Genomic DNA, 13,203 nt, shown 5'->3' with positions numbered 1-13,203 from the left:
CAGGAGGAAATCTCCGTGCTTCGCACCCACACGGCAGGCTCGCTGCGAGCCGAGCACATCGGTCAGACCGTCACCCTCTCGGGTTGGGTCGATCGTCGCCGCGATCACGGAGGCGTCGCGTTCATCGACCTTCGAGACGTCTCGGGCATCGCCCAGGTCGTCATCCGCGATGAAGAGGTCGCCCACCCGCTGCGCAGCGAGTTCGTGCTGCAGGTGACCGGCGAGGTCTCGCGCCGCCCGGCCGGCAACGAGAACCCCAACCTGCCGACCGGTGACGTGGAGCTGATCGCATCCGACGTCGTCGTGCTCAACGAGTCCGCCCCGCTGCCGTTCCCGGTCTCCAGCGGACTGGCCGAGTCCGACCCGGTCGGCGAAGAGGCACGCCTCAAGCACCGCTACCTCGACCTGCGACGCCCTGCACCGGCATCCGCCATGCGCCTGCGTTCCGACGTCTACAAGGCCATCCGCGACGAACTGCACACCCGCGAGTTCGTCGAGGTCGAGACGCCGACGCTGACCCGTTCGACGCCTGAGGGCGCCCGCGACTTCCTGGTGCCGGCACGCCTGCACCCGGGCAGCTGGTACGCCCTGCCGCAGTCGCCGCAGCTGTTCAAGCAGCTGCTGATGGTGGGCGGTGTCGAGAAGTACTTCCAGATCGCGCGCTGCTACCGCGACGAGGACTTCCGCGCCGACCGTCAGCCCGAGTTCACGCAGCTCGACATCGAGATGGCCTTCGTCGACCAGGAAGACGTCATCGAGATGATGGAGTCGCTCGTCGTCGCGATGTGGAAGACCATCGACGTCGACGTGCCGACGCCGCTGCCCCGCATGACCTACGCCGACGCGATGGCCAAGTACGGCTCCGACAAGCCCGACCTGCGCTTCGGCCTCGAGCTCGTCGAGGCGACCGAGTACTTCAAGGACACCCCGTTCCGGGTGTTCCAGTCGGAGTACGTCGGCGCCGTGCTGATGCCCGGCGGCGCCTCGCAGCCGCGCAAGGTGCTCGACGCCTGGCAGGACTGGGCCAAGCAGCGCGGAGCACGCGGCCTCGCGTACGTGCTGTTCAACGAGGACGGCACGCTCGGCGGGCCCGTCGCGAAGAACCTGTCGGATGCTGAGAAGGCCGGCCTTGCCGAGCTCGTCGGCGCGAAGGCCGGCGACTGCGCGTTCTTCGCCGCCGGTTCCACCAAGGAGAGCCGTGCCCTGCTGGGCGCCGCACGCGTCGAGATCGGCCGCCGCCTCGAGCTGCTCGACCCGGACGTGTTCGCCTTCACCTGGGTCGTCGACGCACCGATGTTCGAGCCCGCTTCGGATGCCGTCGCCTCGGGTGATGTCGCCGTCGGCGCTGGCGCCTGGACCGCCGTGCACCACGCCTTCACCGGCCCGAAGCCCGAGTTCGCCGACACGTTCGACACCGATCCCGGTGCGGCGCTCGCCTATGCGTACGACCTGGTCTGCAACGGCTCGGAGCTCGGCGGCGGATCGATCCGCATCCACCGTGAAGACGTGCAGAAGCGCGTGTTCAAGGTCATGGGCATCAGCGAAGAGGAGGCCGACGAGAAGTTCGGCTTCCTGCTCGAGGCGTTCAAGTTCGGCGCTCCCCCGCACGGCGGCATCGCCCTGGGCATGGACCGCGTCATGCAGCACCTGACCAAGACCGACTCGATCCGTGAGGTGATCGCCTTCCCGAAGTCGGGTGGAGGATTCGACCCGCTGACCGAGGCGCCCGCGCCGATCACGGCCGAGCAGCGCGCCGAGGCCGGCGTCGACATCGAGCCTGAGGAGGAGGAGGCTGCGGAGTAGCATCCGCCCACCTCGCGGTCGTCGCTCGCCGACACCCCCACCTGCCGCCGAGACCCCTACGTATGGACGTCCATACGTAGGGGTCTCGGCGCGTTCTGGGGGTGTCGGCGAAAGTGGGTCGAGTACCCGAGGCACTACTTCATCGCGCCGGCGACCATGCCCGTGATGAAGCTGCGCTGCAGAAAGAGGTACGCCAGCAGCACGGGCACCACTGAGAGCAGCGATCCCGCCGCCGCGGCACCCGGATTGCTGCCCTGCGCGGCGAAGAAGCTCGCCACAGCGGGGGCGATCGTGCGCACGTCGGGGTCGCGAAGGAAGTAAGAGCTCAGCGCGTATTCGTTCCAGATGGCGACACCGGCAAGGATCGCGACCGTCGCCGTGACCGGCTTGAGCATCGGGAACACGACGCGGAACAGCACCTGCAGCGCATTCGCTCCGTCGACGACCGCGGCCTCTTCGATCGACACCGGCAGGCTGCGCATGAACGCCGTGTACAGGAACACCGCCAGGGGCAGGTTGCCCGTGACCATCACCAGGATGATGCCCCAGTGCGTGTTCAGCGCACCGATGTCTTTCATGAGTGTGTACAGCGGCACGAGCACCGACAGCGGCGGGATCATGATCAGCGCGAGGATGCCGGCGTAGACCAGCTGGTTGCCGCGCGTGATGCGCCGCGCCAGCGGGTAGGCGGTCAGCGCACCAAGAACGCAGATCAGCACCGTCGAGACGACGGTGACGATCGCGCTGTTGCCGATCGCGGTGAGGATGCCGCCCTGCTGCACCGCGGTGGTGAAGTTCTGCCAGTAGATGTCGCTCGGCAGCGCCCACGGCGAAGACAGGTCGCTCTTGGGCTTGGCCGCGGTGGTGATGCCGAAGTAGAACGGCAGCAGTTGCAGCAGCGCGACGAACCCGAGCGCGACGTAGATGAGCACCCGGGACGGCGCCGATGCCTCTTTCACCGCAGATGCCTCTCTCATAGCTGCACCCGCTTGCGGTTCAGCGCGCTGTTCAGCACGAACGTCGCCGCCGCGATGAGCACGAACAGCACCACCCCCATGGATGCCGCATACCCGGCCGCCTGGTTGCCGAAGTAGGTCTGCCCGATCAGGGTCGACACGGAATGCGTCGACGTACCGGGGCCGCCGCCGGTGAGCACCTGGATCACGTCGAACAGCTTGAGCCCGCCGATGAGGTTGAGCACGATGCTCGTCGCGAACGCCGGCTGCAGCAACGGCACGGTGATGTTTCGGAAACGCTGCCACCACCCGGCGCCATCGAGTTCGGCTGCCTCGTAGTACTCGTTCGGCACCGCCTGCAGCCCTGCGAGGTAGATGACCATCGAGATGCCGACGAACTGCAGCGAGTTCACGATCACGATGATCGTCACGCCTGCCGAGGCGTCCGCGAGCCAGGCGACCTGGTCGGCGCCCCACAGCGCCCGCAGGTCGTTCAGCGCACCATTGTTGTACCGGAAGCTCAGGTAGTACATCGTGCCCAGCACGACGGGCGAGACCATCACCGGCAGGTAGATGATCGCGCGCAGCAGCGACGCGCCCCGCACGACCCGGTCGAGCACCACAGCCAGGCCCAGCCCGAGGATCTGCTGGATGATCGTGCTGCCCACGCCGTAGATGAACGTGTTGATCAGCGCGGTGCGGAAGACGTCGTCGCTGAACAGGCGTGCGTAGTTGTCGAACCCGACGAACGCCCGGCCGGGGCTATAGCCGTTCCAGTTGGTCAGCGACAACCCCATCCCGCTGATGAGCGGGTAGATCGAGAAGACCGCGAACAGCAGCACGGCCGGCACGTACAGCCAGTTCAACCGCCGAGGGTAGAGGCTGTACGGTCGCCCGCGCCGCGGCACGGTTACTGCTGCCCGAACAGGGTGCCGAAGTCGGCCTCGACCTGCGCGACGGCATCGTCGACGCTCGCCTGCCCGGTCACCACGCCGCTGGTCGTGGTGATCAGCGTGTTCCACATGCCGTTGGGCAGATACGCGCGGTCGAAGTACGGCACCATGCGCACGTCTCCGGGGGCGAAGAACTGCTCGTAGCTGTCAGAGAGTTCCCCCAGGTCGACGTCGACCCCGGTGAGTCCTGCCGGGTTGCCGTCTTCGCCGGCGAAGGCGCCGATGTTCTCGGTCTCGGCGAGGAAGTCGAGAAAGTCGAGCGCCTGCTGCTTGTGCTCACCGTCACGCCAGGCGCCGAGTGCGACGCCCTCGCCGCCGATGAGGTACTCGGGGTCTCCGTTGATCGCGGGAACCGGCAGGAATCCCAGCTCGGCTTCGGGGACGAACTGCCGGGCGCTGAGCGCGAGGCTGTTCTGGATCATCACGAACGCCGTGGTGCCCTGCCCGAGCGCCGTGGCGATGTCGTCACTGGTCGCGGCCGAGAAGTCGGGGTTGAAGTAGCCCTCGTCGGCCCAGTCGGCGAGCGTGGAGTACATCGCCTCGAAACCGCTGTCGACGAACTCGCCGCCCGCGAGCCGGTCGGACTCACCCTCGTCGAAGGAACCGGATGCCAGCCAGTCGGCCACGTTGCCGGCGAACCAGCTGTCCTTGCCCGAGGCGGAGAGGGGTACAATCCCGGCCTCGGCGAGCTTTTCGAGGGCGTCGTCGAACGCGTCGATCGTTCCCAGCGAGGCAGGGTCGATCCCGTGGTCGTCGAGGACGGTCTGGTTGTAGAGGATGCCCGCGACGTCGGTCGTCAACGGCAGTGCAAAGAACTCACCGGCGTCGTTGCGCATGGTCGCGTCGAGTACGGGGTTGAGGTTCTCTGCCCAGGCGCGCTCCTGCAGCGGCTCGAGGAACTCGCTGTAGCGCAGCAGCGACCAGCCGTGCGTCGCCCAGATGTCGGGCAGGTCACCCGACGCCATGCGCACCTTCATGTCGCCCTCGTAGTCCTGCGCCAGGGGAACCACATCGATCGTGACCCCGGGGTTCTCGTCCTCATACGCTGCGGCGAGCGCGGAGAGCGATTGGAAGCGCGGGCTGTCCTCGGCCATCGCCGACTGCAGTTCGAGGGTCACCTCGCCGTCGTCGCCCGGTCCCGAGCATCCGGTGAGCGCGAGCGCGGCGATGATGAGTACCGCGGGCCCCGCCAGCGCCTTCTTGCTGACCTCCGACATCTTCGTCCTTCCTCCGGTCGACACATGCTAGCGGTCCCCAGCCGCACTGGGAGTCTACGCGGGAGGATGCGCACCGGGATAGTCCCCGAGACCGCCTCAGCGTGCGGCGAGCCAGGGCAGCACGTTCTCGTGCCAGACGTCGATGCCGAGTCGCACGATCAGCGCGATGACGACGATCAGGAACACCACCCGGATGAACCGCGTGCCGCGTGCGATCGCCATGCGCGAGCCCAGGTAGCTGCCGGCGACGTTGGCGACGGCGAGAATGCCGCCTAGCACCCACAGCACGGCACCGTGCGGGATGAACAGCAGCAACGCCCCGATGTTGGTGGCGAGGTTGACGATCTTGGCCTTCGCGCTGGCCTGCAAGAAGTCGTAGCCGAGCAGCGTCACCAGGGTGATCACGAGAAACGTGCCGGTGCCGGGGCCGATCAGCCCGTCATAGAAGCCGATGGCCAGGCCCGCCGCGCCCGCCGCGATGTGGTGGCGGTGCCCGTGGAAGCGCAGCAGCGTGCGCTGGCCGAGCTGCGGGCGGAAGGCGGTGAACAGTGCGACGGCGAGCAGCGCGATCACGATGATCGGTTTGAATGCGGCCGGCGGCAGGATCGTCGCCACCGCCGCACCGCCGAACGACCCGACCAGCGCGATCGCGGCCATCGGCAGCGCCGTGCGGATGTCGGGCTTCGCCCGCCGGTAGTACGTGACGCTGCTGGTCGCGGTGCCGAAGACCGAGGCGAGCTTGTTGGTCGCGAGGGCCTGCACCGGAGTGATGCCGGGCACCAGCAGTAGCGCCGGCAGCTGCAGCAGACCCCCACCACCGACGACCGCGTCGATCCACCCGGCGGCGAACGCCGCGACGACGATGAAGATGAGCACGCCCCACGTGAGCTGCTCGAGACCGAGGAACGCGCCGATGTCCATCCCCAACAGGATGCCAGAGCCACGGGCATCCACCGACGCACCCTTCACGCGACGCATCCGAACCGCTAGCTTGTGTCTCGGGAGCGCCCCGCTCCGTACCCCGTAGAAAGCAGGTGCGCGATGGCAGGCAAGTTTGAGTTGTATCAGGACAAGGGCGGCGATTGGCGGTTCCGCCTCAAGGCCGGCAACGGCGAGGTCATCGCGACCGGCCAGGGCTACGCCTCGAAGTCGGGCGCGCTGAACGGGATCGACTCGGTTCGCCGCAACGCCGCCGACGCCGACGTCGTCGAGACAGAGGGCTGACCCGGCGCGGAACCTCTGAGGTGAACGCCAGGGCTCCCGGTCACCGACATGCGGTGACCGGGAGCCCCGGCGTTCGTCAGTGCGCTGTTCTTCAGCGCACTATTCGTCGGCGCACTGTTCGTCAGCGCACCGCGCGTCGTCTGCGCAGGATGAGGCCGACGCCTGCCGCGAGGGTCAGGAGGCCACCGAGGGTCCAGGCGATCACCGCGCCGGTGTCGGCCCCCGTCGTGGCCAGGGCGCCGTCGTCGGTCTCGCCACCGTCGACGCTGCCGCCGGCATCCGAACCGTCGGTGTCGCCACCGTCGGAGCCGCCGCCGTCGCCACCATCCGTGCCGCCGTCACCGCCGTCCGTGCCGCCGTCGCCACCATCCGTGCCGCCGTCACCACCGTCACCGCCGTCACCACCGTCACCGCCGTCACCACCGTCACCGCCGTCACCACCGTCACCGCCGTCGCCACCGTCGCCACCGTCGCCACCGTCGCCACCGTCGCCACCGTCGCCACCGTCGCCACCATCGGATGCCGGGATCACCGTGAACAGCTGGACGGGCGAGTAGTCCACCGCGCCGTGCGGGTCGCTGGTGCGCACGTACCATCCGCGCTCCCCGATCTCGGTCAGCGGCCAGGCCGCCGACAGGATGGATCCGGATGCGACGTCATCGAATGCGGCGACCTCGGTGCTGGTGAGGATCTCTGCTGAGAAGGCGTCAGTCTGCAGCATCCGCTCGACGGTGGTGATGCCCAACTGCTCGAAGGTCAGCTCGAACTGCTGCGGGGCATCGGCCAGGCTCGGGTGGTCCGAGTCGTGCTTGCCGAGCGCGCCGCCGCGCTCGGGGTCCTCCAGCGACGGCGAGTAGGTGCGCACGATCATGCGCTCGCCCTGCGTGTCGAAGTGCAGCAGGCGCAGGAAGCCCTGTCCGCCCTCGGGAAGGCCCTGGTAGTCGAAGAGCATCGAGTACACCGTGCGCTCGGCGACGCCGTCACCGTCGTCGTCGAACTCATCCGTGCGCGTGAACGCGTCGTGGTAGTGGCCCGAGAACACCATCTTGACGTTCGGGTTGACCGCGACGACCTCGTCGAGCACGCGCTGCGGTGTCGCGCCGAGTCCGCCTGTGGTCAGGATGAACTCGTGCTGCGCGAGCACCGCCACCCGATCGGGGTACTGCGCCAACACCTCGTTCATCCAAGCGATCTCAGCGTCGGCGGGGCCCCACCCCATGTAGACCATGATGAAGTCGATGCCGCCGGCAGAGAGCAGGTCGTAGTGGCCGCGATTGTTCTCGTAGCTGCCGCCGTACCAGGGGTTGCCCGCGTACCGCTCCTCACCGAAGTAGGTGCCGTAGTTGTCGTAGTCGAGCAAGTGGTTTCCGACGTCGTGGTTGCCCGCGAGCACCCCGTACGGCAGGCCGACCTCATCGAGCCTGGCGTACTCGGGGTCGGCGTTGCGCCACTGGTACATCTGGTCGTAGTCGTCGACGATGTCGCCCGTGTGGAACAGGTACTGGATGTTCATCGCTTCGCGCTGCTCAACCAGGTACGTGTGGATCGCCTGCTGGTGGCGGTAGCGATCCTCGCCCTCGACGGCATCCTCGTTGTAGTACTGCGTGTCCGACTCCCACGCAAAGGTGAAGTCGTACTCCGAGCGCGGGGTGTCGAGCGGATGCGGCAGCGCGACATCCGACTCACGCGTGGTGTGATCAGCGCCGGCGAAGCCCTCGGAGTGCTGCACGAGCACGCGCACGATACCGTCCCGGGCATGCGCGGTGACGTCGATGGCCGCGTCGAGGGTGAACTCCCCCGCCTCGGCCACGACGTGCCGGGTCTGCTCGGCCCAGGTCGCACCGTCCGCGGTGAGCGCGTACATGACCACGGTGGCGTCGGCGTTCGCCGCGCCCGTCCACGTGGCGCGCACCAGCGAGCCGTCCGCGGCGTCGCCGACGGCGACATCGAACAGCTGGTACGGGAACGCGGTCGTCGATGTGGTGGCGTCGCCGGCCAGACCGTCGGCGGCCGCCAGCATCCGCACCTGTTCCGAGGTGAGCTCCTGCGGCCGCTCGCGGTCCAGTGAAAGTGCGTCGGAGACGACGCCGGCCTGCAACTCGATGTCGCCATCCGAGAGGTCGACCCGGCGCCCTTCCAGGAAGGCGACGTCGAGCACGTCACCGGTGGGGTCTTCGACCTTGGCCTGCAGCGTGATCTCGCCCGCTTCGACCTCGGCCCCCTCGACGGGCGCGATCGCGCCGGCGCTGGGCTGCTCGTCGAAGGTGATGAAGGTCGACACGTACTCCGAGCTGTTGCCCAAAGCGTCCGTCGCCGTGATCTGCACCCGGTGTTCGCCGGCTTCCAGGTCGACCGACGAGGTCGTGTGCGGCAGTGTGATCTCGGCACCGTCGAGCGTCGCGGTCGTCGTGACGCCGCCGACACCGGCATCCGAGATCTCGGCGTCGATCGTGATCTCGCCCTGGTAGGCGGTTCCGTCGACGATCTCGGTCGTCACCTCGGGACCGGTGTTGTCGACCGTCACCGTGCGGGCGACGGTGTGCTCGCCGGCGGTCGCCGTGACCGTCGCCGCGCCGTCCTCGCGCGGCGTGGTGTCCCACTGTGCGCTCACGGCGCTGAACGCGTCGGCGGGCAGCGTGAAGCGGGCGTCGAAGAAGTCGAGCTTGCCGACGCTGTCGCCCATCTTCAGCACGTGGTTGGGGTCGTCGTAGCCCTGCGGCGTGAGGGTGCGCCCGTCGGGCAGGATCATGCGCAGACCGCGGATGCTGAAATCGTCGTTGTTCTCGAACTCGTCGATCTCGGGCGCGGCCTTCGTACCGGCCCACACGCTGACGACCAGCTCGTCGCCCTCGCGGATGTACGACAGCGGCACCGGGGTGGCGATGGTCTCCCAGCCGTTGTAAATGCCGGTGTCGAAGATGCGCAGCACCTCGTCGCCGACCAGCACGCCGTTCTTGAAGTAGTAGTCGACATCAGCGGCCTCGAACACGAACACCGGTTCGCCTTCGAGACCTGCCTCGGTGGCGAGCGGTTCGCCGTCGACGGCGATGCCGTCGGGCGACTGCTCGCCGGCGGCCACGACCGTGGTCGTGCCCGCCACGAAGGCGTCATCGTCGAGGTTCAGCCGCAGCGGCTCGACGTTCGCTCCTGCCACGGGCACGCGCACCGTCTCGATGATGGTGACGTTGGTGCCGTCACTCGCCGAGAGGGCGTACTCGACCCACGACTTGCCGATCAGATCGACGGGGTCGATCACGTGCCGGTATACGCCCGAACCGGTGTCGGAGAGGTTGATCGGCGCCTGTGCACCGTCGACGTCGTTGCTGAGCATCAACGTCACCGTGCGGGGAAGCACGTCGTCGGTGATCGTGAAGTCGAGGGTGAACCCGGCGTTCGGGTCGATCTCGTTCTTGGTCCAGTCCTGGATCGTCGGTGCCGAGCCGTCGGCGGCGAGGATCATCAGTCCGGCGGGCACCTGGTCTGACTGCACCGTGCCGGGGGTCGCCGCGGCGATGCCGAGCATGCGCTGCAGGGTCTGGTCGTCCTCGCGCGTGGCATAGCGGATGCCCTGGTCGGCGATCGTGTCGTCGGAGGCGCCGAGCTGGTAGTGCGCTCGGTTCAGCGAGTGCCCGGCGTTGGTGATGATCTCGATGCCGCGCGGCGACGAGTTGGCCATGCCGCCCGCCGAGATCTCGACCAGGTCGACGCCCATCGTCAGCGCTGTGCCGAAGTGGGCGTTGAACGCGGCGGCGTCGAGGTCGTCGTTGGCGCCGTTCTTGATCCAGAACACCAGCGTCTCGCCGGCCGGGATCACCACATCGCCGGGCGTCGCCGGCCAGCGGCTGGTCTGCGTGTTGACGTACTCGTCGGTCGCGTAGAGGTAGTTGACGGTGTAGTCGCCGAAGTCGAGCGGTTCGCTGGTGGCGTTGTAGACCTCGATGAACTCGAACCCGTCGGCGCCGCCGACGTTCGTCGAGTCGGGCAGCAGCTCGGTGACCTGCAGCGCCGAGGTCACGAGAGACGGGTCGGGTTGCGGATCGAAGTCCGGCTCCGGCTCGGGCTCGGGTGCCGTCAGCGCGTCGGCGGCAATGCTGCCGGGCGTCGCGATGCCGGTCTGCTCCAGCACCGGCAGGCTGAGTGCGTCGAGGTCGGCCGGGATGCGGAAGTGCGCCGTGCGGTCCACGGCGGTCGACCCGGTCGGGTAGTACGACCAGCTGATGGCCTGGTCGCCCTGCAGCACCCGGATACCGCGGCCGCCGCCGTTGGCCATGCCGGGTTGCCCCTCTGCCCGGACCACGCGGGTGTCGGCGGTGGCTCCCCAGTGCGCGCGGAACTCGTCGACTGTGCGCGCGAACGAGTCCACCGTCGTTGTGGTGTAGCTCAGCCAGAACACAACGGTCTCGCCAGCGGCGATCGACGTTCCCGGCTCGACGGTGAGCGCAGCGTCGCGGGTGCGGTCATCGGAGTCGGCGAAGATGTACGCGAACGAGAATCCGTCGCCGTCGAGGTCGATGGTGCGATCCGTGGTGTTGTGCACCTCGAAGTACTCGTAGTCGTCGACACCGGCGTTGTCGGGAGCGATCTCGGTGACCATCAGCGGCCAGTTCGCCGCCGTTCCGGGTTGGGGCTGCTCGGGGTCGACCGGTGGCGCCGGGCGCTGGAGGGCCTGTGGCAGCACAGCTCCCGGCGAGCGCTCGGCCTGCAGCCCGAAGTCGCTCATGCTCTCGGGTGCGCCCGCGGCCGCGGGTGCCGCGGGCAGGCGGAAGTGCACGGCGAGGTCGTTGCCCATCGAGCCCGTCGGGTAGTGCGACCAGGTGAGCAGCTCGTCATCCTTGAGCACGCGGATGCCCCGGTCGCCGCCGTTGGCCATGCCCGGCTGACCGGTCAGGCGCACCACCTGGGTGGCCGCGTCGACCGCGTGATACGCACGGAAGTCGTCGATGCTTCGGGCGAAGGAATCCACCGTGCCTGCCGTGTAGCTGAGCCACAGCACCGCGGTCTCGCCGGCTGCAAGCACGAGCGGCTCGTCGACGGTCAGCGCAACGTCGCTACTGCGGTCGGTCGAGTCGCTGTACGAATAGGCGAAGGCGTACCCGTCGGCGGCGAGGTCGATGGCATCCGCGGTCGTGTTGTGGATCTCGACGTACTCGAAGTGGTCGGCGCCGGCGGTGTTCGCGAGGATCTCGGTCACGATCAGCGGCGGCGGCGCGATGTCAGCGGTCGGGGTCGACGCGTGGAGGATGCCGCCGAATGCGTCACCTCCGGCCGCTGCCGCGGCGGTGGGCGTCAGGACGACGGCGGCCAGCACCGTCGCTCCGAGGAATGCGGGTAGAGACAGGGGATGACGACACGAGGGCACGCTGATACACCGGGATCTTCTAAGCGGGTAGGACGCTCAGAAGTTATCCGGGCACCGGCAACCGCCGGTATCCGTTCGGGCCCACCCCGGTAGACGACAGATGCCCGGCCGGTGAACACGGCCGGGCATCTGGTCGTCAGAGCACGCGCGAGAGGAAGTCCTGCGTGCGCGGATGCTGCGGATCGGCCAGTACCTTGCGCGGGTCACCCTGTTCGAGCACGTGTCCGCCGTCCATGAAGATCAGGCGCGAACCAACCTCGCGGGCGAAGCCCATCTCGTGGGTGACCACGAGCATCGTCATCCCCTCATCGGCGAGCTGGCGCATGACCTGCAGCACTTCACCGACCAGCTCGGGGTCGAGTGCCGACGTCGGCTCGTCGAAGAGCATCATGTCGGGGTTCATGCACAGCGCCCGAGCGATCGCCACGCGCTGCTGCTGCCCGCCCGAGAGGTGCCCGGGGTAGGCATCGGCCTTCTCGGCGAGTCCCACGCGGTCGAGCATCTCGCGCGCGAGCTTCTCGGACTCTTCCTTCGTCCGCTTCTTCACACGGCGCTGCGCCAGCGTGAGGTTGCCGAGCACCGTCATGTGCGGAAAGAGGTTGAAGCTCTGGAAGACCATACCGATGCGCCGGCGCACACGGTCGATGTCGGTCTCTTCATCGGTGATGTCGATGCCCTCGATGAGGATCTTGCCCGCCGTCGGCTCTTCGAGCAGGTTCACCGAACGCAGCAGCGTCGACTTGCCCGACCCGGAGGGGCCGATGATGCACACGACTTCGCCGCCGGTCACTGTGAGGTCGATGCCCTTGAGCACCTCGTTCTCGCCGTACGACTTGTGGAGCCCGCGGATCTCGATCGCGGGGGCGTGGACGTCGATCAGGTCGGTGCTCATCGTTCTCTCGCCATCCGTCGCTCCAGCCACGCGGTGAAGCGCGTGAGCGGAATCGTCACCATCAGGTACAGGATCGCCGCCATGATCAGCGGGGTCGCGTTCGCGTACGTCGTGTTCGCGTCCCGGGCGAAGGTGGTGAGTTCCTTCGACCACAGGAAGGTGCCGGCGATGAAGAGCAGCGAGGTGTCCTTCAGCAGCAGCACGAACTCGTTCGTCAGCGGCGGGATGATGATGCGGAAGCCCTGCGGCAGCACCACCCAGAACATCGTCTTCATCGGCGACATGCCCAGCGAGCGCGACGCCTCGGTCTGCCCCTTCGGCACGGCCTGGATGCCCGAGCGGATCACCTCGGCCATGTAGGCCGAGGCGACCAGGATCAGACCGATCAGACCGGCGCCGACCGGGCCTCCGGGCGGCTTGATGCCGAACGCGATCGGCAGGATGAACGCCATCGCGAAGATCGTCAGCAGCGCCGGCAATCCACGGAAGAGCTCGATCCAGCCGGTGGCGAACCACCGGAACGGTGCGATCACCGACAACTTCATCAACGCGAACAGGATGCCCAGAAGCAACCCGCCCGTGAACGCGATCAACGTGAACAGGATCGTGTTGCGCAGTGCGACGATGATGATGTCGGGGAACAGCTTCGCCGCGACCTCAAGATTGAAGAACTGCTTTCCGATCGTCTGCCAGTCGGTCATCGCGATGATCAGCACGACCACCGCGATGAAGAGGGCGTACATCGTGCCCCGGTAGATCAGACCCCGGGTACGTCTGCGCAGTGCCACTGCTCGTCCTC

9 protein-coding genes are annotated in these 13,203 nt (G+C 67.8%); 2 read left to right on the top strand and 7 right to left on the bottom strand.

Features of this window, described 5'->3' with window-relative positions; translation table 11 throughout:
* Nucleotides 1-15 precede the first annotated feature (15 nt).
* Nucleotides 16-1,803 carry an aspartate--tRNA ligase gene (gene aspS, locus JF543_RS04725; protein WP_206822861.1) on the top strand — a complete coding sequence of 596 codons (1,788 nt, stop codon included), beginning with the start codon at nt 16-18 and terminating at the stop codon, nt 1,801-1,803.
* Nucleotides 1,804-1,937: 134 nt separating this feature from the next.
* Here the strand turns inward: aspS and JF543_RS04720 are convergent, their stop codons facing one another.
* From JF543_RS04720 to JF543_RS04705, 4 genes are all read right to left on the bottom strand, one after another.
* Nucleotides 1,938-2,780 carry a carbohydrate ABC transporter permease gene (locus tag JF543_RS04720; protein WP_206822860.1) on the bottom strand — a complete coding sequence of 281 codons (843 nt, stop codon included), beginning with the start codon at nt 2,778-2,780 and terminating at the stop codon, nt 1,938-1,940.
* Complete coding sequence (locus JF543_RS04715; RefSeq protein WP_206822859.1) at nt 2,777-3,625, bottom strand: carbohydrate ABC transporter permease; 849 nt, start codon at nt 3,623-3,625, stop codon at nt 2,777-2,779. The genes JF543_RS04720 and JF543_RS04715 overlap by 4 nt, the downstream gene beginning before the upstream one ends.
* A gap of 44 nt (nt 3,626-3,669) precedes the next feature.
* On the bottom strand, nt 3,670-4,929 hold the full coding sequence (locus tag JF543_RS04710) for an ABC transporter substrate-binding protein (RefSeq protein ID WP_206822858.1): 1,260 nt from the start codon (nt 4,927-4,929) through the stop codon (nt 3,670-3,672).
* A 96-nt stretch (nt 4,930-5,025) separates the two neighbouring features.
* On the bottom strand, nt 5,026-5,850 hold the full coding sequence (locus JF543_RS04705; protein WP_206824229.1) for a sulfite exporter TauE/SafE family protein: 825 nt from the start codon (nt 5,848-5,850) through the stop codon (nt 5,026-5,028).
* A gap of 120 nt (nt 5,851-5,970) precedes the next feature.
* Here JF543_RS04705 and JF543_RS04700 point away from each other — a divergent pair, with 120 nt between their 5' ends.
* Entirely contained in the window at nt 5,971-6,153 is a 183-nt protein-coding gene (locus JF543_RS04700) for a YegP family protein (protein WP_179409068.1), read from the top strand.
* Nucleotides 6,154-6,274: 121 nt separating this feature from the next.
* Here JF543_RS04700 and JF543_RS04695 read toward each other — a convergent pair whose 3' ends face one another.
* From JF543_RS04695 to JF543_RS04685, 3 genes are all read right to left on the bottom strand, one after another.
* The gene (locus JF543_RS04695) at nt 6,275-11,512 is read right to left on the bottom strand and encodes a lamin tail domain-containing protein (protein WP_206822857.1); all 5,238 of its coding nucleotides are present in this window, start codon (nt 11,510-11,512) and stop codon (nt 6,275-6,277) included.
* 136 nt (nt 11,513-11,648) lie between these two features.
* On the bottom strand, nt 11,649-12,404 hold the full coding sequence (locus JF543_RS04690; RefSeq protein ID WP_179409070.1) for an amino acid ABC transporter ATP-binding protein: 756 nt from the start codon (nt 12,402-12,404) through the stop codon (nt 11,649-11,651).
* The gene (locus JF543_RS04685; protein WP_206820998.1) at nt 12,401-13,192 is read right to left on the bottom strand and encodes an amino acid ABC transporter permease; all 792 of its coding nucleotides are present in this window, start codon (nt 13,190-13,192) and stop codon (nt 12,401-12,403) included. Before JF543_RS04685 ends, JF543_RS04690 begins: the two co-directional genes overlap by 4 nt.
* Nucleotides 13,193-13,203 lie beyond the last annotated feature (11 nt).

Source organism: Microbacterium esteraromaticum (assembly GCF_017303215.1).
GTDB classification, from domain to species: domain Bacteria; phylum Actinomycetota; class Actinomycetes; order Actinomycetales; family Microbacteriaceae; genus Microbacterium; species Microbacterium esteraromaticum_C.
The sequence above is the reverse complement of the archived record's forward strand: the minus strand, read 5'-3'. Positions and strand labels throughout refer to the sequence as shown.